18 protein-coding genes are annotated in these 21690 nt (G+C 67.4%); 8 read left to right on the top strand and 10 right to left on the bottom strand.

Annotation, left to right across the window (positions count from 1 at the left end):
- Positions 1-8 precede the first annotated feature (8 nt).
- Genes QT386_RS07835 through QT386_RS07820 form a run of 4 tightly spaced genes read right to left on the bottom strand, consistent with a single transcriptional unit; the run spans position 9 to position 3462 of the window.
- Positions 9-545: a MotA/TolQ/ExbB proton channel family protein gene (locus QT386_RS07835; RefSeq protein ID WP_289273196.1), complete on the bottom strand. Its 537-nt coding sequence runs from the start codon at positions 543-545 to the stop codon at positions 9-11.
- Complete coding sequence (locus QT386_RS07830) at positions 538-1890, bottom strand: MotA/TolQ/ExbB proton channel family protein (protein WP_289273195.1); 1353 nt, start codon at positions 1888-1890, stop codon at positions 538-540. Before QT386_RS07830 ends, QT386_RS07835 begins: the two co-directional genes overlap by 8 nt.
- A complete protein-coding gene (locus QT386_RS07825) occupies positions 1887-2642 on the bottom strand; it encodes a DUF3450 domain-containing protein (protein WP_289273194.1) in 756 nt (251 codons plus the stop codon). Before QT386_RS07825 ends, QT386_RS07830 begins: the two co-directional genes overlap by 4 nt.
- A 22-nt stretch (positions 2643-2664) precedes the next feature.
- Entirely contained in the window at positions 2665-3462 is a 798-nt protein-coding gene (locus QT386_RS07820) for an alpha/beta hydrolase (RefSeq protein ID WP_289273193.1), read from the bottom strand.
- Between the two features lie 355 nt (positions 3463-3817).
- Between QT386_RS07820 and QT386_RS07815 the strand changes: the two genes are divergently transcribed.
- The gene (locus QT386_RS07815; RefSeq protein ID WP_289273192.1) at positions 3818-4186 is read left to right on the top strand and encodes a rhodanese-like domain-containing protein; all 369 of its coding nucleotides are present in this window, start codon (positions 3818-3820) and stop codon (positions 4184-4186) included.
- Between the two features lie 34 nt (positions 4187-4220).
- Here QT386_RS07815 and epmA read toward each other — a convergent pair whose 3' ends face one another.
- Positions 4221-5180, bottom strand: coding sequence for an EF-P lysine aminoacylase EpmA (gene epmA, locus QT386_RS07810; protein ID WP_289273191.1), 960 nt, complete (start codon positions 5178-5180; stop codon positions 4221-4223).
- Positions 5181-5247: 67 nt separating this feature from the next.
- Positions 5248-5817, bottom strand: coding sequence for an elongation factor P (gene efp / locus QT386_RS07805; RefSeq protein ID WP_289273190.1), 570 nt, complete (start codon positions 5815-5817; stop codon positions 5248-5250).
- A 73-nt stretch (positions 5818-5890) separates the two neighbouring features.
- Here efp and epmB point away from each other — a divergent pair, with 73 nt between their 5' ends.
- Together epmB and QT386_RS07795 are read left to right on the top strand one after the other, a co-directional pair.
- The gene (epmB, locus tag QT386_RS07800) at positions 5891-6904 is read left to right on the top strand and encodes an EF-P beta-lysylation protein EpmB (protein WP_289273189.1); all 1014 of its coding nucleotides are present in this window, start codon (positions 5891-5893) and stop codon (positions 6902-6904) included.
- A 62-nt stretch (positions 6905-6966) separates the two neighbouring features.
- Positions 6967-8991, top strand: a complete 2025-nt coding sequence (locus QT386_RS07795) for an EAL domain-containing protein (RefSeq protein WP_289273188.1) — start codon at positions 6967-6969, stop codon at positions 8989-8991.
- Between the two features lie 5 nt (positions 8992-8996).
- Here the strand turns inward: QT386_RS07795 and QT386_RS07790 are convergent, their stop codons facing one another.
- The 4 genes from QT386_RS07790 to parE all read right to left on the bottom strand — a co-directional run bounded on the left by QT386_RS07790 (position 8997) and on the right by parE (position 15700).
- Positions 8997-10244, bottom strand: a complete 1248-nt coding sequence (locus QT386_RS07790; protein ID WP_289273187.1) for an MgtC/SapB family protein — start codon at positions 10242-10244, stop codon at positions 8997-8999.
- A gap of 222 nt (positions 10245-10466) precedes the next feature.
- Entirely contained in the window at positions 10467-11336 is an 870-nt protein-coding gene (gene htpX, locus QT386_RS07785; protein WP_289273186.1) for a protease HtpX, read from the bottom strand.
- 126 nt (positions 11337-11462) lie between these two features.
- Entirely contained in the window at positions 11463-13682 is a 2220-nt protein-coding gene (parC, locus tag QT386_RS07780; protein ID WP_289273185.1) for a DNA topoisomerase IV subunit A, read from the bottom strand.
- 122 nt (positions 13683-13804) lie between these two features.
- The gene (gene parE, locus QT386_RS07775; protein ID WP_289273184.1) at positions 13805-15700 is read right to left on the bottom strand and encodes a DNA topoisomerase IV subunit B; all 1896 of its coding nucleotides are present in this window, start codon (positions 15698-15700) and stop codon (positions 13805-13807) included.
- 98 nt (positions 15701-15798) lie between these two features.
- Here parE and xseB point away from each other — a divergent pair, with 98 nt between their 5' ends.
- From xseB to QT386_RS07750, 5 genes are read left to right on the top strand one after another with little or no spacing between them, the layout of a single operon-like run.
- Positions 15799-16041: an exodeoxyribonuclease VII small subunit gene (gene xseB / locus QT386_RS07770; RefSeq protein ID WP_289273183.1), complete on the top strand. Its 243-nt coding sequence runs from the start codon at positions 15799-15801 to the stop codon at positions 16039-16041.
- Positions 16038-16934 carry a farnesyl diphosphate synthase gene (locus QT386_RS07765; protein ID WP_289273182.1) on the top strand — a complete coding sequence of 299 codons (897 nt, stop codon included), beginning with the start codon at positions 16038-16040 and terminating at the stop codon, positions 16932-16934. Before xseB ends, QT386_RS07765 begins: the two co-directional genes overlap by 4 nt.
- The gene (locus QT386_RS07760; RefSeq protein WP_289273181.1) at positions 16931-18208 is read left to right on the top strand and encodes a hypothetical protein; all 1278 of its coding nucleotides are present in this window, start codon (positions 16931-16933) and stop codon (positions 18206-18208) included. The genes QT386_RS07765 and QT386_RS07760 overlap by 4 nt, the downstream gene beginning before the upstream one ends.
- Positions 18209-18222: 14 nt before the next feature.
- Complete coding sequence (locus QT386_RS07755) at positions 18223-18879, top strand: hypothetical protein (RefSeq protein ID WP_289273180.1); 657 nt, start codon at positions 18223-18225, stop codon at positions 18877-18879.
- Positions 18879-21662 (top strand): ATP-binding protein, encoded by a 2784-nt coding sequence (locus QT386_RS07750; RefSeq protein ID WP_289273179.1) that lies wholly within the window; start codon positions 18879-18881, stop codon positions 21660-21662. Before QT386_RS07755 ends, QT386_RS07750 begins: the two co-directional genes overlap by 1 nt.
- Positions 21663-21690 lie beyond the last annotated feature (28 nt).

Genomic DNA, 21690 nt, shown 5'->3' with positions numbered 1-21690 from the left:
TCGTTCCCTCAGTATTTCAGTGCGTCGGCGAACAGCTCGGTCTCGACCCGGCTGATCGTCTGGAAGCGTCCGATGAAGAAGATGCCGCTGAGGCTGACCGCCAGGCCGGCCAGCGTCGCGATCATGGCGTGGGAAACGCCGTCGGACATGGCGCGGGCGTCTGCATAGCCCAGGGCGGACATGGAATCGAAGACCTCGAGCATGCCGGTGACAGTGCCGAGCAGGCCCAGCAGCGGCGCCAGCGGCACGATCACGCGGATCAGGGGCTGGCTGCCGACCAGGCGCGCGTTGGCGCGCGCGATCAGCATGCGGCGGATCTGCCGCGCGTGCCAGGACTTGTGCTCCGGCCGCCGGTCCCAGGCCTGGGCCATGGCCTCGCGCTCGCGTCGGAAGCCGACGCGGAAGTACCACCAGCGCTCCACGATCAGCGTCCACATGACCAGGCCCGACATGAAAATCCACGGCAGCACCCAGCCACCGGCCTCCACGAACGAGTCGACCGACTCGAACGGTTGAAGGAGGCCGTGCAGCAGGTTCTCAAGCACGCGTCTGCTCCAGGCGCTCGGCCAGCAGGCCGGTGGCCTGCTCGTCGAGGATCTGGGTGATGGCGCGCGAGCGCGCCGCCAGCAGGCTATTGATGAACAGCAGCGGCACGGCGATGCCCAGGCCCAGCACGGTGGCGATCATGGCCTGCGAGATGCCCTCGGCCATCAGGCGCGGGTCGCCCGCACCCTGCTCGGTAATCACCTGGAAGGTGATGATCATGCCCACCACGGTGCCGATCAGGCCCAGCAGCGGACCGGCCGCCACCGCCAGCCGCAGGAAGGCCTGGAAGCGCTCCAGCTTGGGCACCTCGCGCAGCACCGCCTCGGACAGGCGCAGTTCGATCACCTCGGCATCCTCGGCGACGGTGGCCGGGTTGCCCTTGAAGGTAGCCAGCACGCGGCCCAGCGGATTGTCGTCGGAGGGCTGCGAGACATTGGCCAGTTGGCGGCGCACGGCACGGTCGGTGCGCAACAGCCAGACCAGCTGCCACACCGCCAGCACCGCGCCAACCACGCCAACCAGGATGATGATGTAGCCCACCTCCCCGCCCATGTGGATGCGCTCCATCAGCGTGGGACGCAGTGCTTCCTGGGCCAGCAGCGTGCCGCCGGTGGGATCGACCAGTATCGGCGCGCGGACCTCGGCCTCGGCAAAGTCGCGGGCCATCGCGCGGAACTTGCGCTCCGGCTGGCGCGCCAGCTGCAGCAGCTGGCTGGAGCCCGGTTGCGGCACCAGGTACTCACCATCGTGGAAGCTGGTGAAGGCGCCGACACGCGTCACCTCCATCTTGCTGGCGGTACCGGCCGTGTCCACCACCTCGGCCTGGAAGCGCGCCGCGCGGCCGTTCTCGGTCATCTCCTGCTGCAGGGTGAACCACAGCTTCTCGATGTCCGCCTGCACCGGCATGGCATTGTCGGCGGTCAGCGTGTCGAGGAATTCCAGTCGCTCCGGAAACTGCGCGCTGATCGCCGAGTTGGCGGCATGTGCGCGGAAATCCGCGGCGGCCTGGCGCACGGCGGCGGCCACCTGCGTGTAGTCGCCCGCGCGCGTCTTGAACTGCTCCTTGAGCTCGGCGATCTGCTTCTGGTTGGCCTCGTAGCGCGCGCGCACGGCGTCGGACTTGGCCTTGACCGCGGCATACTCCGCCTCGGCCTTCTGCAGCATCTCGGCCTGGGCGTTACGGTCGCGCAGGAAGCGCGCCTCGCGCTCCTGGTTGAGCTTGGCGCTGGCGGCGCTGTCCTGGCGGATGCGGCTGAGCAGGTCGTCCATACCCTTGGCCGGGGCCTGAGCCAGGGCCATGCCGGGCAGCAGGGCGAGAACCAGAAGGAAATTGCGGGCGCTCACTTGACAGCTCCAGCGGCGGCCACCGGCATCGGCAGCGTCAACAGGTCAGGGGCGGCGGTCTCGCGCGCCATCTTCATGGCCAGGCGCAGTTCCTTGACGTACTTGCGCGGGATCGGCTCCCACTTGCCGGTGCCGGCGTTCCAGCCCCAGGCATCGGCGCCGTCCAGCGCCACCGCGAACATCGTGCTGCGTCCCACCCGCAGGATGTCCACCATGCGCTCCTCCACCTGCCCGCGCTCGGCACCCAGGCCGCGCCCGTAGTCGGCCTCGATCTGGTAGGCCTCCAGCACGCGGCGGAATTTCTCCGCCGTGGCAGTGCTGCTATCGGTCATCATGCGGCGCAGGTTGGCGATACGCTCCTTGCGCTCGTCCTGCAGGAACGGCAGGTCGAGCGCGATGAACTTCTCCAGTGAATCAAGCATGCGCAGCATCAGCGGCATCATGTCGCCGCCGGCGCGGTCCAGGTCCGCCAGCTGGCGCTGCAGGCCCTGCTTCTCGGCTTCCTGTGCCGCCAGCAGCGGCTCGATCTGGTTGGCGTAGACGCGCAACTGCTGCGCCTGCCAGGTGGCGGCGCGGTAGCGCTCCAGCATCGCGCGGGTCTGGTCGTCGGACTGGTTGACCCGCTCCTGCGAAGCAGCGCTGGCCTTGCCGGCCTGAACGGTGGCGTCGATCGCCCGCGATACCGGATCGGTCTGCGCTACGGCAGACGCGGCGAGCATTGCGGCGCTCGCCGCCAAAAGAATCTTTTTCATGATGTTCCTTGAAAAATACCGCTCAACGCGGGGCCTGCTGGCCGCGCGCGGCACGCTGCTCCAGCGGACGCAGCCAGCCACAGACGCCGTGGATCATCTCCTCAGTCTCATCGTCGTCGATCACCCAGTGCCCTCTCGCCGGGTAATGACGGTGCGTTGCCTGCGGATACAGGCCCGCAACCTTGCGGACCGCGAAGGCCGGCGTCAACCGGTCGGCACCGCAACTCACCACATATACAGGACAACGCACCGCATCCGCATCGACCGAGGTCGTTTTTCCCCAGTCCGCCCACCACAGGCCGATTTCATACGCCACCCGGCCGGACTCATGCACCATCCGTTCGTAGCAGATCTTCTGTCGCTCCGGCGACAGGCCGTTGTAGACATAGGCCGCCGCCGCCTCGCGGCTGAATTTGTAGGGCCGGTGCCAGAACCCCCAGCGGGCCAGCACGCGGCTGAACGGCGCCAGGTTGGCCAAGCCCGCGGCGTTGAGCCCCCAGGGTGCCGCGGGGGTCAACAGCACCACGGCGAAGACCGGGATGCGCGCCGCCAGCTGCTGCGCCAGCAAGCCACCCATGGAATGGCCGATCAGGATCGGCGGCGTCTGGAACTCCTGTTCGCGGATGTACTGCTCAAGGTAATCCAGATATTCCCGCAGGCTGCGATTGTCCACGCGCAGCGGCTGGTCAGCGGTCGGCTCGTGGGCCGGCAAGGTCGGGGCGTAGCAGCGGTAGCCACGCGGCTCCAGCAGTTCCCGCACCCGCTTCCAGTCTCCTCCGGTACACCACATGCCGTGGATCAGCACGACGGGGGTGTTCATCTGTTCTTATTCCGCAAGACGCTTTCCTCCAAGCTCAAGGGCCTGCTAACGCTACCGTGATCGCTGCGACGGAGACCGTTTTGGCGCAGGGCTAAGTCCCGGTACGCGCGGTGTACTGAATGTACATAAGCGGGGCGGGACAACGCCATGCGCCAAAACGATCCCGCCCTCCGGGTGCCCCCGTCTTTGCCACCATGCGGTGTTGCTCGTCGGTCACTTGGAACCACCAAGCTCCCTCCTCCCGTCGTGCCTGGCGGCAAATACGGGGGCATCGCAGCGATCACGGTAGCGTTAGCAGGCCCTCGACGCGTAATCTAGCACGCAAAATTCGTCAGAAATTCATGAGGATTCGCCCATGTCCGGACACTCCCCCGCCTTTCTCGCCCTGATCCAGGACGCCCGCACGCGGGTGCGCGAGGTCAATGCCAGGGACATGCCGGGCATCCTCGCCAAGCAGCCCGCCGCCCGTCTGATAGATGTGCGCGAGGAGAGCGAGTTCGCCGCCGGGCATGTCGAAGGCGCGGAATGGCTGGGCAAGGGCGTGATCGAGCGCGACATCGAGACCAAGCACCCGGATCGCAGCGAGCCGCTGTACCTGTACTGCGGCAGTGGCTACCGCTCGGTGATCGCGGCCGACAACCTGCAGAAGATGGGCTACACCCAGGTGTTCTCGGTGGACGGCGGCTGGCGCGACCTAAAGGGCCTATTCCCGGTCGAGTCCTGAGCCTGGCCTGGCCGGCGCAGGCTTGCGGCCTGCCTCAGGCGCGGCCGCTGTCGAACGCCAGCACCTCGGCCAGCGAGCCCTTGCCCAGCACCAGCATCAGCAGCCGGTCCAGGCCCAGCGCCACGCCGGCGCAGTCCGGCAGGCCCGCATCCAGGGCATCGATGAGCCTGCGATCGTAGGGCGGCAGCTCCCGCCCCTGCTGCTGGCGCCAGTCCTGATCGGCCTCGAAGCGCTGGCGCTGCTCTGCGGCATTGCCCAGCTCGTGGAAGCCGTTGGCCAGTTCGGTGCCGCGCCAGAACAGTTCGAAGCGTTCCGCCACCGGCGGATCGTCGCGGCGGATGCGCGACAGCGCCGCCTGCGAGGCCGGAAAATCATACAGGAAGCAGGGCGCGTCCAGGCCCAGCCGCGGGCCCACCGCCAGTGACATGGCCACGTCCAGCCAGATGTCGCGGTCCTGCCCCCCGAGATCGCCGGCATCGTGCCCGGCCCGCTCCAGTGCCGCGCGGATGGCCGCGATGTCCGCCGTGAAGGGGTCCAGATCCAGGTGCCGGCGGAAGGCCTCGCGATAGCTCAGCTTGCCCACCGACCCACCCAGGGGCCGACCCAGCGCCGCCGCCAGGGCGGTCACCAGTTCGGCCACTTCCAGCATCAGCGCGTGATGGTCGAAGCCCGGCCGGTACCACTCCAGCATGGTGAACTCGGGGTTGTGGTGGCGCCCGGACTCCTCGCGGCGGAACACGCGGCAGACCTGCCAGATCGGCCCGCTGCCGGCGCAGAGCAGCCGCTTCATCGCGAATTCCGGCGAGGTATGCAGCCAGCGGCCGTCTTCGGTGCGGAAGCTTTCGATATGCCGGTCCACCGTGGCATGGGCCGACAGCAAGGGGGTCTCCACCTCCAGCACGCCGCGCGAATTGAAGAACGCGCGCAAAGCCGACAGCAACGCCGCACGGGCGCGCAGGGTTGGCAGGTCGGCGGAGGGTTGCCAGTCGGTCATGGGATCGAGAGGGGCTTCCAGAACGCATGAAGCCGCCCGAAGGCGGCTTCATGGGAACGGTGCCGGCTTACTTGCCGGCGCGGTTCAGGTACTCGCCGGTACGGGTGTCGACCTTGATCTTCTCGCCCTCGGTGATGAAGAGCGGCACCTTGACGATGGCTCCGGTCTCCAGCTTGGCCGGCTTGGTGCCGCCGGTGGCGGTGTCGCCGCGCAGGCCGGGGTCGGTCTCGGTCACGGTCAGTTCCACCGTGTTCGGCGCGTAGACCAGCAGCGGAACCTCGTTCCACAGGGTGATACGCACGGTTTCCTCGCCCTTGAGCCACTGGGCGGACTCAGCCATCGCAGCCTTGCCGGCCTGGATCTGCTCGAAGCTCTTCGGATCCATGAAGGTCCAGAACTCGCCGTCGTTGTACAGGTACTGCATGTCCTTGTCTTCGACGTCGGCCGACTCGATGGTGTCGCCCGACTTCAAGGTCTTTTCCAGCACGCGGCCGGTCTTGAGGTTGCGGATCTTGAGGGTGTTGGTGGCCTGGCCCTTGCCCGGCTTGCGGTATTCGTTGTCGATGACCGAGTACGGGTCCCCATCGATGAGGAGCTTGGTACCGGACTTCATTTCGTTGGTGCTGACAGTCGCCATGAGCTCGACTCTGATCCAGAAAAATTGAAAGGTTGGTTGCCGCCCCGTGACCGGGGGGTGAAAATGGCGTCGAATGATAACTCCCCGCCCCGACAGCCGCCAGCAGGCACCCCAGTGGCAGCACGCCCTGCGCGAGGCCTTCACCCGCCCGGCGGACCTGCTCGATTACCTGCAGATCGACCCGGCCCTGCCCTCCCTGGGCCTGGACGGGCTGCGGGATTTCCCCCTGCGGGTGCCGCGCGGCTTTGCCGCCCGGATGCGCAAGGGTGACCCCGACGACCCCCTGTTCTTGCAGGTCTGGCCCCGCCCGGCCGAGGCCGACGTGGTGCCGGGCTTCGGCCTGGATGCCGTGGGGGACCTGAAGAAGGCCCGCGACGGCGGCGTGATCCACAAGTACCACGGCCGTGCCCTGCTGATCGCCACCGGGGCCTGCGCGGTGCATTGCCGCTACTGCTTCCGGCGTCATTTTCCCTACTCCGACCAGTTGGCGGCCCGCGAGCAGTGGCGCGAAGCCCTGCGCACCCTGGCAGAGGACCCCAGCATCGAGGAAGTGATCCTGTCCGGCGGCGACCCCCTCTCGCTGTCGGACGACAAGCTGGCCAGCCTGGCCCAGGCTCTGGAGGACATCCCGCACCTGCGCCGCCTGCGCATCCATACGCGCCAGCCCATCGTACTGCCGGAGCGGGTCGACGAACGACTATTGCAATGGCTGGGCCGCGGTCGACTGCAAAAGGTAATCGTGCTGCACGTGAACCACCCACAGGAGCTGGACGCCACCGTGGAGCGCGCGCTGCAGCCGCTGCGGGCACTCCAGATTCCGCTTTTGAACCAGTCTGTTTTGCTCCGTGGAATCAACGATTCAGCGGATGTTCTTCGAAAGCTGTCTGAGCAGTTGTTTGCCTGCGGGATACTGCCCTACTATCTGCACGTGGTGGACCGCGTCCATGGCGCGGCACATTTCGAGGTAGACACCGAAGCCGCACGAAGGCTGGCCAGTGAACTGGTCGCCCTGGTGCCCGGTTACCTAATGCCACGACTGGCGCGGGAAGACGCCGGCGCGGCCTCAAAGACATGGATCGCATGGTAGCTAACCCACCCAGCCAGAAAACCGCCCAGCTCACGGCCGCAGAAAGCGCGGTAGTGTTGGTCGTGAGCGAATCCGAGAACGTCGCCAAGCGCATCGAAAGCCATCTGCGCAACGCCGGCCATCCGGTGCGTTGCGCCTGGGTCGCCGACCTCGAGGAACTGGAAGACGTGCTGCGCCGCGGTGCCCCCGAGATCATGCTTTGCGCCGAGGGCCTGCCCCGCGCGCCGCTGAAGGAAGCCGTGGACATCTCCGCCCGCCTCTGCCCGGACCTGCCGGTGCTGCTGCTGGGCCAGCGCTTTGGCGCCGACGAGATGCTGGCGGCCCACGCCGCCGGCGCCCGCGACATGGTCGCCTACGAAGACCTGCGCGACCTGCGCCACCTGGAGTTCGTGCTGCAGCGCGAGTTCGCCAGTCACCGCCATCTGCGGGCCCTGCGCACCGTACGCTCGCGCCTGGACGATTTCGAGTCCCGCCACAAGCAACTGCTGGCGGGCACCAACGATGCCGTGGTTCATATCCAGGAAGGCATCGTGTCGCACACCAATCCGGCCTTCGCCGCCTTGCTCGGCTACGGCCAGCCGGACGAACTGCTGGAACTGCCGCTGATGGACCTGGTCTGCCCGGATCATCAGCTCAAGGTCAAGGAGCACATGAAGCTCCTGAACAAGGGCAAGGCCGACGGCAAGCCGCTGGAGTGCTGCCTGATGCGCCAGGATGGCGGCCAGGTCCACATCACCGCCCAGCTGACCCGCGGTAACGTCGACGGCGAGAACTTCGTCGAGATGCTGATCCGCGCGGAGGCCGCCGCCGCGCCAGCCGTAGCCGCGGGCGAAGCCCCTTCAGGACGCCTCGCCTTCTTCGACGCCCTGGCCGTTGCCATCAACGGCATCAGCCAGCAGAAGATGCCGCGCGCTGCCTTGCTGATCGCGGTGGACGATTTTCCCGGCCTCGAGGAACGCATCGGCCTGCACGACGCCGAAGAGGCCGTCATGCTGCTCGACGAATGGGTGCACGCGCGCCTTTCGCCGCAGGACCAGGTGTTCCGCTTCTCCTCCGGTGAGCTGGCGGCGCTGGTCCACCGCCCGACCGCCGCCGAATTCGAGCAGTTCGGCGACATGCTGGTGAAGGAAGTGGTCAAGCAGGTGTTCAACACCACCGGCCACGAGGCCCATCTGACGCTGAGCATCGCCGCCTATCCGCTGTCGGGCAACGAGCAGGCTTCTATCGTGGCCAGCGAGATCGTGCGCGAGGCACGCAAGCTGGCCGTGCGCGGCAGCGGCCGCCAGTTCGTCAATCTCGGCCCCACGGCCAAGAACGCCCAGGGCGAACGCGAGGAAGCGCGCAAGGCCTCGCAGCTCAAGCGCGCGATCGAGGAAAACCGCCTCAAGCTGGCCTACCAGTCCATCGCCAGCCTGGAAGGTGACACCCGCCAGCACTTCGACGTGCTGGTGCGCATGATCGACGACGGCGGCAAGGAACTGCATGCCGCCGAGTTCATCAGCGTGGCCGAGAAGTTCGGCCTGATGCGCTCCATCGACCGCTGGGTGGTGGCACGCGCGCTGAAGGTGCTGGCCAAGCGCGAGAGCTCGTCCGAGGCGTCGAGCCTGTTCGTGAAGATCTCAGAGGAAACCCTCAAGGACGCCGACAGCTACATCGTCTGGTTGCAGGAGCAACTCAAGCAGCGCCCGCTGAAGCCCGAGGAACTGGTGTTCGAGTTCCAGGAACTGACCCTGCAGAACCACATCCGCAAGGCCAAGACGCTGCACAAGGCCTTGCGCGACCTCGGCGGCTATATCGCCATCGAGCACTTCGGCGTGGGCACCAACTCGGCCCAACTGCTGGAGCACGTGCCGCCGCAGTTCGTGAAGTTCCACCCGTCCTACACGCACCAGTTCCACGACAAGGAACAGCACAAGAAGATGACGACGCTGATGGAGACGGCGCGCCAGTCCGGCGTGAAGACCATCGTCTCCCATGTCGAGGACGCCAACGTCATGGCGCGCCTGTGGCAGATGGGCGTCAACTACATCCAGGGCTTCCACGTGCAGGAGCCGGAAGTGGTCCTGCTCTCCGCAGACGTCCGCTAGCCCGACTAGAACAGCAGCAGCCCCGCGAGCAGCCCACCGAGTACGGCACCGAAGGACGGGGCCAGCCGCTGCGCGGGCTGGCGCCCGGCAATGCTCCAGACCAGGCCGAACTTGAAAGCCAGGTTCACGACGTAGGCCAGCACGATCACACGCACCACCGCGACTGCCTCGATGCTGCCGTGATCGAACAGGTTCAGGGTGGACAGGCTGATCGCATCCACGTCGGTCAGGCCCGACAGGGCCGCCGCCAGGTAGACGCCGCCGGTGCCGGCGATGTCGTTGAGCCAGGCTACGGATAGCAGCACCAAGGCGTAGAACGCCGCGAAGGCCAGCGCCGTACGCATCTCGCTGGGGTTCTTCATCTCCAGTTCGGGCGCTTCGTCGCCGCTCAAGGCGCGCCAATTGCGCCAGGCCAGCCCCAGCCCCGCCAAGGCACCGAGCCCCAGCACCGGCAGCAGTGCCGGAAGGATCTTTGGAGCAACCGCCACCGCGATGATCGCCAGGCGCAGCAGCACCACGAGATTGGCCAGCAGGATCACGAACAACGCTACCGGCCGCAGTGACGGCTGCGACTTCATGTGACGCGAGAAGGCCAGCGTAGTCGCCGTGCTGGAGACCAGCCCGCCGAGGATCCCGAGCAGCGGCGTCCCCTTCTCCTGGCCTACGAGGCGCAATACGGCATAGGACACCAGGCCCAACCCGGAGATCAGCACCACCATCAGCCAGATGCGATAGGGGTTGAGGGCGCCATAGGGGCCGAAGTCGCGATCCGGCAGCACCGGCAGCACGATGAAGGCGACGATGGCGAACTGCAGGAAGGAGCGCAGGTCCTGCGGCGTCAGGCGATTGATGACCCCATGCAGTTCCGTCTTGAAATACAGCAACGAGGTGGCGGTCAGGGCTAGCGCCACGGCCAGTTGGGGATAGCCGAACCATGCCAGCAGGCCCAGGCCGTAGCACAGCAGCAGCGCAATGGTCGTGGTGGTGGCGGGGTCGTTCTCGTCGCCCTTCTGGTGCGGCGAGAACACCATCATCAGCACCAGGCCAAGCAGCATCGCGGGGATCAGCCAGGACGATCCGCTGGCCTGCGTGAGCAGGCCGGACAGCGCGCCCGCCAGGCCCGTGAGCCCGAACGTGCGCAGCCCTGCCCGCGCATCAGGCTTGCGCTCACGCTCCAGCCCCATCAAGAGGCCGATGCCCAGGCTGATGAGGAAGACCGGTGCCGCCTGCAGTTCCTGGTCGGACAGTTCCATGCCCGCAGACTGTCGTCCTGCTCGGTCTAGGTCAAGGCTGCAGCAAAAGAAAAAGGCGGCGCGGGGCCGCCTCTTTCATCTCTTGCGTTTTGCGCCCTCTTCGAGGACGGCGAAGAAACCGTGGCGAGCGCCCGAGCTTGCAGCGAGCCGTGGAGCCGTACTCAAGTACGGCGAGCACCGGAGATGCGAGATCGGGCCGCGTAGTAGATTTATTCGTATTCCTCAAGCGGCCTGTAGGGCGGCGATACGCTCCTCGATCGGCGGGTGCGTCATGAACAGCTTCTTGGCGCCGCCGACGATGCCGAAAGCGGTGACCTGTTCCGGCAGCGAGGAATGGCCCTGGGCACCGCCCAGGCGCTGCAGGGCAGCCACCATCTTGCGCTTGCCGGCCAGGTGCGCACCGCCGGCGTCGGCGCGGAACTCGCGCTGGCGGCTGAACCAGCAGACGATGATCGAGGCCAGGAAACCGAAGATGATCTCCAGCACGAACACCGTGATCATGTAGCCAAAGCCGGGGCCGCTGCTTTCGCGGTTGCCGGCCAGGGCGCGGTCGATGGCGTAGCCGACCACGCGGGCCAGGAACATGACAAATGTATTCACTACGCCCTGGATCAGGGTCAGGGTGACCATGTCGCCGTTGGCGATGTGGCTGACCTCATGGCCCAGCACGGCCTCGACCTCGTCCTGCTGCATGCTGCGCAGCAGGCCGGTGGAGACGGCAACCAGTGCGTTGTCGCGATTCATGCCGGTGGCGAAGGCATTGGGCTCCGGCGCGTCGTAGACGGCGACCTCGGGCATGCCAATGCCGGCGGCACGCGCCTGGCGCTCCACCGTCTGCAGCAGCCACATTTCAGCCGAATTGCGCGGCTGCGTGATCACCTGGGCGCCGGTGGAACGCTTGGCGACCCACTTGGACATGGCCAGCGAGATGAAGGAGCCGCCGAAGCCGAACAGGGCGCAGAACACCAGCAGAGCGCCCAGATTGAGTCCGTTGGCGGTGAGGTACTTGTTGACGCCGAGCAGGCTGGCCGTGACGGACAGCACTAGCATGACCGCGATATTGGTCAACAAAAACAAGCCGATGCGTTTCATATTCCCCGTGCTTCAGTAAGTGTGGCTAGGAGTTCTCTGTGGCCTTGAGACAGCAAATTCAAGGCCTGGTTCTGTGAATCCGCAGGCCGTCCCCCACCGTTGCGGCGGGGGACGGCCGGCAGACCTTCATCCTGGCTGCATCGAATCCACCCGCTGGAACCCACGCGGCAGGTGGCCACCGCGGCTGGCGCGGGCACCGGCGTAGTTTTCCAGGTCGGAAGGCTTGAGCGTCAGCGTGCGCTTGCCGCAGACCAGCGTCAGCGGTGAACCGGCCGGCAGCACGCAGCTGGCCAGGATACGATCCTCGCCCTTCAGCGCCACCAGCTTGTTGCCTTTGCCCTTGGCCAGTTCCGGCAGTTCCGACAGCGGGAACACCAGCAGGCGGCCCTCCGCCGTGGCCAGCGCGAAACGGTCCTTGGCCGGATCGGCGGTACGGGTCGGCGGCATCAGGGTGCCCTTGTCGCTGACGTTGACCACGGCCTTGCCGGCCTTGAGGCGCGATTCCAGGTCGCCGAGCTTGGCAATGAAGCCATAGCCCTCGTCGCTGCCCAGCACCAGCTTCTCGCTGCCGTCACCCATCAGCAGACCGAGGATGCGTCCGCCGTCCTGCAGGTCCAGGCGCGTGGTCACCGGCTCGCCCTGCGAGCGCGCCGAGGGCAGTTCGCGCGGGTTCAGCGTGTAGCTGCGGCCCTTGTGGTCGAGCAGCACCAGCAGCTGGTTGGTCTTGCCTTGCGCAGCCAGGCTGAACTCGTCGCCGGCCTTGTAGCTGAGCGAGGCCGGGTCGATCTCGTGGCCCTTGCCGGCGCGGATCCAGCCAGCCTTGGAGAGCACCACAGTGATCGGCTCGGCCGGGATGATCTCGGCGGCTTCAAGCGCGGTGGCCGGCGGCCGGGCGTTGATCGGGCAGCGGCGCTCGTCGCCGTACTTCTTGGCGTCTTCCTTCAGTTCCTCGCCGATCAGGGTCTTGAGCTTCTCGTCGTCGCCCAGCAGCTCCTCGAGCCTGGCGCGCTCGGCGGCCAGCTCCTTCTGCTCGCCCTGGATCGCGATCTCCTCGATCTTCTGCAGGTGGCGCAGCTTGAGATCGAGGATGTAGTCCGCCTGGATTTCGGACAAGCCGAAGGCCAGCATGAGCTTGGCCTTGGGATCGTCCGCCGTGCGGATGATGTGGATCACCTCATCGATGTTGAGGTAGGCGATCAGCAAGCCTTCGAGCAGGTGCAGGCGCTCGTTGACCTTGTTGAGGCGGTGGTTGAGGCGCTTCGTCACGGTGGCAAAGCGGTACTCCAGCCACTCGGTCAGGATGTCCTTGAGGTTCTTGACCTTCGGCCGTCCGTCCAGGCCGATCATGTTGAGGTTGACGCGGTAGCTGCGCTCGAGATCCGTGGTCGCGAACAGGTGCGCCATCAGTTGCTCGGCGTCCACGCGATTGGAGCGCGGCACGATCACCAGGCGCGTCGGGTTCTCGTGGTCCGACTCGTCGCGCAGGTCTTCCACCAGCGGCAGCTTCTTGGCGCGCATCTGGTCGGCGATCTGCTCCAGCACCTTGGCCGGCGAGACCTGGTAGGGCAGATGGGTGACGATGATGTTGCCGTCCTCGTCACGCTCCCAGCGGCCGCGCGCACGGATCTGGCCGTTGCCGGTCTGATAGACCTTCATCAGGTCATGCGGCTCGGACACGATCTCGCAGGAGGTCGGGAAATCCGGGCCCGGCACGAACTCGCAGAGCTTCTCGATGTGGGCGTTGGGGTGCTTGAGCAGGTGCAGGCAGGCCTTCACCAGTTCGCGCAGGTTGTGCGGCGGAATATCCGTGGCCATGCCCACCGCGATGCCCGTGGTGCCGTTGACCATGATGTTGGGCAGGCGCGCCGGCAGCAGGCGCGGCTCGTCCAGGGTGCCGTCGAAGTTCGGCGCCCATTCCACGGTGCCCTGCCCCAGCTCGCCCAGCAGCGTGGCGGCGTAGGGCGTCAGGCGCGATTCGGTGTAACGCATCGCGGCGAAGGACTTGGGATCATCCGGCGAGCCCCAGTTGCCCTGTCCGTCCACCAGCGGGTAGCGGTAGTTGAAGGGCTGCGCCATCGTCACCATCGCCTCGTAGCAGGCGGAGTCGCCGTGAGGGTGGAACTTGCCGATGACGTCGCCCACGGTGCGGGCGGACTTCTTGTGCTTCTGGCCGGCCGACAGGCCCAGCTCGCTCATCGCATAGATGATGCGGCGCTGCACCGGCTTCAGGCCGTCGGCGATGTTCGGCAGCGCTCGGTCGAGCACCACGTACATCGAGTAATCGAGGTAGGCCTTTTCCGCGAAGACGCGCAGCGGCAGGCGTTCGGTTTCGATAATGTTGGTCATGAGACTTGAAGATTATGCAGTCCGCAAATAAACGTGAATGAATGCAAGTACCCCAGCGATACAGGGTTCTTGTTCGGCTTTTTATTCGCGTTCATTTGCGTTCATTTGCGGGCCGATGGGTTTCAAACTTCGGCGCGGTTGCCTTCGCGCTCCAGCCAGTCCTTGCGGTCGCCGGCGCGCTTCTTGGCCAGCAGCATGTCGAGGATCTGGTCGGCAGGCGTTTCGTCGAGCGTCAGCTGCACCAGGCGGCGCGTGTCGGGCGACATCGTGGTCTCGCGCAGCTGCAGCGGGTTCATCTCGCCCAGGCCCTTGAAGCGGGTTACCTGCAGCTTGGAGCGGTTGCCCTCGGCACTGAGGCGGTCGAGCACGCCCTGCTTCTCGGCCTCGTCCAGCGCGTAGAACACCTGCTTGCCCGCGTCGATGCGGAACAGCGGCGGCATGGCGATGAAGATGTGGCCAGCTTCCACCAGCGGGCGGTAGTGCTTGAGGAACAGCGCGCACAGCAGCGTGGCGATGTGCAGGCCGTCGGAGTCGGCGTCGGCCAGCACGCAGACCTTGCCGTAGCGCAGGCCGCTGATGTCGGTGGCACCGGGGTCCACGCCGATGGCGACGCTGATGTTGTGGATTTCGTCGGAGCCCAGGGCTTCGTTCGCGTCCACTTCCCAGGTGTTCAGGATCTTGCCGCGCAGCGGCATGATGGCCTGGAAGTCGCGATCGCGCGCCTGCTTGGCGGAACCGCCGGCGGAGTCGCCTTCGACCAGGAACAGCTCGGTGCGGCCCAGGTCGCTCTGCACGCAGTCGGCCAGCTTCCCGGGCAGCGCCGGACCGCTGGTGATCTTCTTGCGCACCACCTGCTTGGACAGCTTCAGGCGCGCATTGGCGTTGGCGATGACCAGCTGCGCGATCTGCTCGCCCTGCTCGGGATGCTGGTTCAGCCACAGGCTGAAGGAGTCATGCACCACGCCGGAAACGAAGGCCGCAGTCTCGCGCGAGGACAGGCGTTCCTTGGTCTGGCCGGCGAACTGCGCGTCCTGCATCTTCACGCTGAGTACATAGGCGCAGCCCTGCCAGACGTCTTCCGGCGTCAGCTTGAGGCCGCGCGGCAGCAGGTTGCGGAACTCGCAGAACTCGCGCATCGCCTCGGTCAGGCCGGTGCGCAGGCCGTTGACGTGCGTGCCGCCCTGGGCGGTGGGGATCAGGTTGACGTAGCTCTCGGCCACCGGCTCCAGTCGGCTGCCTTCCTGGTTGAGCCAGACCAGCGCCCATTCGACTTCTTCGCGGGCGGCCTTGAACTGCCCGACGAAGGGCTCCGCCGGCAACGCCTCGGCACCCTGCAGGGCGTCCTTGAGGTAATCCGTCAGGCCGTTCTCGTACTGCCAGACCAGCTTTTCCTTGTTGATCTGGTCGTCGAGCGTGACCTTGAGGTTTGGGCACAGCACGGCCTTGGCGCGCAGCACCTGCTTGAGGCGCGGTAGGGAGAACTTGGGGCTGTCGAAGTATTTGGGGTCGGCCCAGAAGCGCACGGCGGTACCGGTGCGGTTCTTGGCCACGGCACCGACTTCCTTGAGCGGCTTGCTGAGCACGCCATCCTTGAACTCGATGTCGTATTCCTTGCCGCCCTGGCAGACGCGCACTTCCAGTTTGTTGGAGAGCGCGTTGACCACGCTGACACCCACGCCGTGCAAACCGCCCGAGAACTGGTACTGCTGGTTGGAAAACTTGGCGCCGGAGTGCAGCTTGGTCAGGATCAGTTCCACGCCGGTGACCTTATGTACCGGGTGGACACCCACCGGCATGCCGCGACCGTCGTCGGACACCTCCAGCGAGCCATCCTCGTAGACCGTGACCGCGATGCTGCGGCAGTGTCCGGCCAAGGCTTCGTCGACGGCATTGTCGATGACTTCCTGGGCCAGGTGGTTCGGGCGGGTGGTATCGGTATACATGCCCGGGCGCTTGCGCACGGGGTCGAGGCCCTCTAGGACCTCGATGGCTTCTGCGGAGTATTCTTTGGCAGCCATGTCTGAAGGGAATCTGGGAAGCGGCGGAAGCTAACGGATGCCTGCCGGGGATTCAACCTCGCTACAATACCGGCCTGATAACTCAATACTTTAGGTACATGGCCAAGCCCCCTGCCCCGCAGCCCGAAACCCCCGCCGATCCCGTTAGCCAGTTCGAGGACGCGATGCGGGAGCTGGAGGAGATCGTCCAGCGCATGGAGCGCGGCGACCTGCGCCTGGAGGAATCCCTGCAGCTGTTCGAGCGCGGCATGAGCCTGAGCAAGTCCTGCCGCGGCTCGCTGGACAGCGCCGAGCTGCGCGTGCGCAAGCTGCTGGCGCCGGACCCGGACGCCGACGCGTGAACGGTGATTCCTTTGCGGCCCGGGTCCCGGCCTACCAGGAGCGCCTGCAGCTCAGCCTGGACCGCTGGTTGCCGCTGGACACCCAATACCCTGCCCGCCTGCACGCTGCCATGCGCTACGCCAGCGACGGCGGCAAGCGCCTGCGCCCCCTGCTGGTCTATGCCGCCGGCGAGGTCCTGGGCCTGCCGCCCGCCGCCCTGGATGCACCGGCCTGCGCGGTGGAACTGATCCATGCCTACTCCCTGGTCCACGACGACCTGCCGGCGATGGACGACGACGACCTGCGCCGCGGCCGCCCCACCGTGCACAAGGCTTACGACGAGGCCACCGCGGTCCTGGTCGGCGACGGTCTGCAGGCCCAGGCCTTCTTCCTGCTGGCGCAGGACCACGGCTCCGGCCTGGACCCGCTGCAGCGCCTGAAGATGATCGAGGTGCTGGGCGACGCCGCCGGCAGCCGCGGCATGGTCGGCGGCCAGGCCGTGGACCTGGAATCCGAGGGCAAGCGCCTGAGCCTGCCCGAGCTGGAAGCCCTGCACATCCACAAGACCGGCGCCATGATCCGCGCCTGCCTGCTGATGGCCTGCTACGCCAAGTCGCCGCTGGACAGCATCCACCTGGAGGCCCTGGACCGCTACGGCAAGTGCATCGGCCTGGCCTTCCAGATCCAGGACGACATCCTCGACATTGAGGGCAATGCCGCCACCCTGGGCAAGACCGCCGGCAAGGACGAGGCGGCCCACAAATCCACCTACCCCGCCGTCATGGGCCTGCCAGCCGCCCGCGAGCGCGCGCAGGAACTGTTCGACACGGCCCGTGCCGCCGTCGGCGTCTTCGGCCCCCAGGCCGAGCCGCTGATTTGGCTGGCCAATCACATCCAGGGGCGCGACCGTTGAACGGCGGGTCAGCGGACAACACCGCCGACACCCGACTGCAGGACTTCTTCCGCCCCGGCTACGAGGCGGCGGACGTCGCGGCCCTGCAGCCGCTGCTGCAGTCCCGCGATGCGCTGGCGGCGCTGATGACCGTATTCCACGGCACCGAGAGTGCCGTGGTGATCCGCCTGCTGATCCTGCGCGAGGTCGCCGCCCGTGGCGACCAGCCGCACTGGCAGCCCAACGAGCTGCGCGAGCGCTTCGCCTACCTGGACCCCGCCAAGCTGGAGAACGTGCTGCAGCGCCTGCGCGAGAATTCGCTGCTGCAGTGGGAAAGCGAACTCGCCGTCTACCAGCTCAGCCCCCTGGGCCGCATGGTGGTCACCGCCCTGTCGACGCTGCTCAAGTTCGACGACCAGGGCGAGGAGCTGGGCTACATCGCCGGCCAGATCGCCGCCGGCAGCGCCATCGGCAAGGTCGACGCCGAGGTACTGCAGCACCTGCTGTCGCGCCTCAATGAGCTGCACGGCGAGCTGGAACAGGCCGTGCTGTCGCGCTCCGAGCGCCGCATCCGCGCCGCCGAAGGCCGCCTGGAGCGCGTCTGGGAGTGGATCGAGAAGAGCATCGGCGTGATCGACAGCGTCAAGGAATACCTCGACGACCCCGACGTGCAGGACGTCGCCTACCGCATCGCCCGCGTGCAGAGCACTCTGCTGTCGATGAGCAGCGTGTTCCAGCGCGAGCTGAACAAGCTGGAGAGCCAGCGCGTCCACCTGGGCACCAGCGGCCTGTCCAGCGCCGACCTCAGCGCCTGGCTGCGCAGCCGCAGCGTCGCCGAACTGGGCCTGCTCGCCGACGAGGCCGTCAGCGTGCTGCCGCGCCATGCCTTCCTGCTGGGCGACCTGCTGCTGGACGTGGCCGAGTATGAACTGATCGACAAGGTCCGCCCCGAGCGCCTGGACACGCCGCTGCCGCCGGCAGTGGAGAACGCCGAGGCCCCCGATCTGCCCAACGAGGAGCAGGCCCCGCAGCTGCTGGAGTGGCTCGCCGAACTGGGCGAACTGCCCGAGGCGATGGACGTGGAGCAGTGCGTGCCGCACCGCGACTTCGAGCACTCCTCCTACCGCTACTCCCTGCTGTCGCTGCTCGGCGATCCCGAATCGGCGACGCTGACCGGCCCCACCGCCGATCTCGCGCGCCTGCCGCGGCGCTGGCAGATCGCCGAAGGCGAGCTGACCACGGTCAACCGCGCCGGCGTCGGGCGCATCAGCGCCGGCCGCGTAGAACCCACCTGAAAGAACAAAGCTGAATGGACAAGGACATCGCCATCCTGATCGCGCGGCTGTCGGCCAAGCAGGTGCTGCCGCGCAGCGACGCGCTGGTGCGCCGGGCCATCACCGACGCGTCTTTCCACGAACTGCTGCAGGCCCGGCTCGCCGAATGCGGCCTGGAGTTCCACGACAACCCCTATGCCGACCACGTCGCTCTGCGCCTGAAGCGCGAGTTCGAATCGCCGGTGATGGGCGGCGAGAGCAGTTGGCTGTCCAACAACCTCGGCCTGCCGCGCGACGCCATCGCCCTGCTGGTGGTGCTGTGGGCGCTGCTGATCCTGCCCAAGCGCCAGCGCCAGATCGAGCGCAAGCAGAAGGAACAGCCGGCCGACCAGAGCGAGATGTTCGCCCAGGAGAAGCCCATTCCCGATGCCGCGTCGGTGGGGGTCAGCATCGCCACCGCCGCGCTGTACTCCGACTTCGCCGACCGCCTCGGCGGTCGCACCAAATTGCAGGCCAACCTGGGCACGCTCAAGCGCCTGGGCTTCGTCGAGGAGACGCGCAAGGGCGAGCTGGTCGAAGGACCGCTGCTCGACGTGGTGCTCGACTATAACCGCATGGCCGGCCGTATCCTCGACGGCGCGCTGACCGACCTGCTGGCCCAGGCCAGCCCGCCCGCACCGGAAGCCTCCTGATGTTCCGCTTCGAAAAGATCGAAGTCCTGCACTGGGACTACTGGCGCCGCTTCAGCCTGCCGCTGGAGAGCGCCATCGTCACCGTCGTGGGCCCCAACGGCTCCGGCAAGACCACGCTGCTCGACGCCTTCCGCACGCTGCTGGCCATCGAATGCGCCAGCGGCCGTGACTACAAGCGCTACGTGCGCCGTGCCGACCAGCCCTATGCCTGGCTGCGCGCCGTGGTGCAGAACCCGCGCCGGCCCTCGGGCCAGCAGGCCTTCTTCCCGATCAAGGACCCGCTGGTCACCCTGCTCTGCCGCATCCGCAAGAAGGGCGGCGACTGGGAGCGCCAGTACGGCATCGCCCCGGGCGACGTCAGCATCGAGCAGGCCGAGCAGAATCCCGACGTGCGCTGGGTCGGCCTGCGCCAGTACGAATCCGACCTGGAACACGCCGGCCTGACGCGCGCCATCCGCCGCGTGCTGGCGCTGGAACAGGGCGACACCGACAAGCTCTGCGAGTACAGCCCGCGCCAGCTGCTGTCGCTGGTGTTCAACGTCTTCGGCGACCAGGAGGTGCTGGACAACTACGCCCGCGCGCAGGACGACCAGAAGCTGGCGCAGAAGGAACTGGACGAAACCGAGACGCGCCGCGCCGAGTTGGGCCTGCACCTGCAGGAGCAGGAGGCCAAGGTCAACTCCTTCCGCCAGTGGATGAACCTGACGCGCGAGGCCGAGGCCGTGCAGGCCGAATGGCTGCCGCGCGTGCGCATCGCCGAGACCTACGCCGCCATCAAGGGCAGCCGCAACCAGCTGGCCGGCCTGCGCCAGGAACATGCGCAGCAGGCCCACGAACTGGCCGCAGGCGAAGGCCGCGTGGGAGAGCTGCAGCAGCGCGCCGACGCCGCCGAGCAGCGCAAGACCAGCCTGCAATCGCATCTCACCGATGCCGGCCAGGCCCTGCAGCGCGCCAACCGCGCGCTGGCCGGCACCGAGGCCCTGCTGGGCGAGCGCCGTCGCCTGGAAGAGCGGGCCGCGCAGCAGAACGAAGGCTTCGACGCCGCCGCGCTGAGCCAGGAGCAGGAGACCCTGCGCGAAGAGCATGGCCGCTTGAAGCTGGACCGCAGCGAGCTGCGTGCCGCCCTGCCGGAATTGGAATCGCGCATCAGCGCCCTGCAGTCCGGCCGCGCGCCGACGCCGGACGACGTCACCCGCTTCCGCCGCGCCCTGGACGAGGCCGGCATCGGCCACCAGACCCTGGGCGAGATCGTGCAGATCCGCGACGAGGCCTGGCATGCCGCCGTGGAGGCCGTGCTCAAGCCCTACCGCCACGTGATCCTGCTGACGCAGGCCGGCGACGCCGCGCGCGCCTGGTCGCTGGGCGAAAAGCTGCGCTACCGCCACTTCGTGGTGCCCGAGCGCGCGCCGGCGCCGGCGCCGCGCGCCGGCTCGCTGGCCGAATGCGTGCGCTTCCTGGCGCCGATCCCGGGCTGGCTGGGCCAGTTGCTCAACGACATCCGCCGCGTGGCCGACGCCCGCGAGGGCGCCGACCTGGCCCGCAACCAGTCCTGGATCACCCCGGCCGGTTACCACGGCGAGCGCCGCGGCGCCCGCGACATCGGCGTCAACGACTTCCACTTCGGCGCCCGCGCGCTGGACCAGGCGCGCGAGCAGCTGGAGCAGCAGCAGCGACGCCTGAACCGCATCGCCGAGCGCGAGGCCGAGTTGACGGCGCGCCTCAGCGCGATCCAGGCCTTGCTGTCCGGCTCGCGCGCCACGCAGGACCTGTCCGACCGCGCCGCAGAGTTCGCCGCGGCGGAGGGACGCCTGGAGGAACAGCGCCAGGCCGTCACCGCGCAGCAGGAGCGCTTCAACTCGCTGCGCGAGGAAGAACAGGGCCTGGCCGAGCAACTGGCCCAGCTGCATGCCGACAGCCGCGCCGCCGACGCACGCCTGCGGCAGTTGCGGCAGCAGGTGCCGATGCTGGCGCAGCGCCTGCACGAGGACCGCGAGGAGCAGGCCCGGCGCATCGCCAGCCTGCGCCAGGACTGGCGGCGCCGTCCGCAGTGGCGCAGCAGCACCGCCCGTGCCGAGGCCCGTGCCAGGTTCGGGTCGGTGGGCGAAGCCGAGCGCGAGGTCGAGCGCCTGCACCGCCAGCTCTCGGAGGGCACCTTCGAGCGCGATGCGCAGGTGGTGGCGGTACGCGACAAGCTGCACACCGATCACAGCCTGCTGGAGCGCACGATCCAGGATCGCGGCGTACACCTGGACCGCGCCCGCCGCCTCACCGATGACGCCCGTGGCGCCTACATCAACAAGCTGCGCGCCACGCTGCGGCGCTACGCGCAGAACGTGCAGCAGCTCGGCGGGGTCGCCGGCATCGTGGTCGAGATGCAGCAGCCGGACATCCGCAACGACGACCTGTCGCTGGCCCAGGCCGGGCTGGAAGTGCGTTTCGACTTCGACCAGAAGGGCCTGATCGGCCTCAACGATGGCGAGGCCTCCGGCGGCCAGCAGGTGATGAAGTCGATGATCCTGCTGGTGGGCCTGATGATGGATGAAGGCAGCGCCGGAGGCTTCGTGTTCATCGACGAGCCCTTCGCCCACCTGGACATCTTCAACATCGACAAGGTTGGTGCCTTCCTGGCCTCCACCCGCGCGCAGTACATCCTGACCGCGCCGGTCTCGCACAACGTCAACGTGTTCAAGCCCTCCGGCCTGACCCTGGTGACGCAGAAGCGCAAGCCCGGCGAGCGCTGGGCACCGCCGGTGGCGGTGCTGACCCGGCAGCCCCCGGCATGACGGCGCGCCGGAGGGTCACGGGCCGGTC

This window comes from Solimonas sp. SE-A11, assembly GCF_030345715.1.
Lineage (GTDB): Bacteria > Pseudomonadota > Gammaproteobacteria > Nevskiales > Nevskiaceae > Solimonas_A.
Note: the sequence above shows the minus strand (reverse complement) of the source record. Positions and strands in the feature narration are given on the sequence as shown.

What these genes read in the sequence shown, in the direction of transcription:
- QT386_RS07825 (WP_289273194.1), bottom strand. Translation starts at nt 2,642, where the DNA reads ATGAAAAAGATTCTTTTGGCGGCGAGCGCCGCAATGCTCGCCGCGTCT.
- QT386_RS07820 (WP_289273193.1), bottom strand. Translation starts at nt 3,462, where the DNA reads ATGAACACCCCCGTCGTGCTGATCCACGGCATGTGGTGTACCGGAGGA.
- QT386_RS07815 (WP_289273192.1), top strand. Translation starts at nt 3,818, where the DNA reads ATGTCCGGACACTCCCCCGCCTTTCTCGCCCTGATCCAGGACGCCCGC.
- epmA (WP_289273191.1), bottom strand. Translation starts at nt 5,180, where the DNA reads ATGACCGACTGGCAACCCTCCGCCGACCTGCCAACCCTGCGCGCCCGT.
- efp (WP_289273190.1), bottom strand. Translation starts at nt 5,817, where the DNA reads ATGGCGACTGTCAGCACCAACGAAATGAAGTCCGGTACCAAGCTCCTC.
- epmB (WP_289273189.1), top strand. Translation starts at nt 5,891, where the DNA reads ATGATAACTCCCCGCCCCGACAGCCGCCAGCAGGCACCCCAGTGGCAG.
- QT386_RS07790 (WP_289273187.1), bottom strand. Translation starts at nt 10,244, where the DNA reads ATGGAACTGTCCGACCAGGAACTGCAGGCGGCACCGGTCTTCCTCATC.
- htpX (WP_289273186.1), bottom strand. Translation starts at nt 11,336, where the DNA reads ATGAAACGCATCGGCTTGTTTTTGTTGACCAATATCGCGGTCATGCTA.
- parC (WP_289273185.1), bottom strand. Translation starts at nt 13,682, where the DNA reads ATGACCAACATTATCGAAACCGAACGCCTGCCGCTGCGCGTCTTCGCG.
- parE (WP_289273184.1), bottom strand. Translation starts at nt 15,700, where the DNA reads ATGGCTGCCAAAGAATACTCCGCAGAAGCCATCGAGGTCCTAGAGGGC.
- xseB (WP_289273183.1), top strand. Translation starts at nt 15,799, where the DNA reads ATGGCCAAGCCCCCTGCCCCGCAGCCCGAAACCCCCGCCGATCCCGTT.
- QT386_RS07755 (WP_289273180.1), top strand. Translation starts at nt 18,223, where the DNA reads ATGGACAAGGACATCGCCATCCTGATCGCGCGGCTGTCGGCCAAGCAG.
- QT386_RS07750 (WP_289273179.1), top strand. Translation starts at nt 18,879, where the DNA reads ATGTTCCGCTTCGAAAAGATCGAAGTCCTGCACTGGGACTACTGGCGC.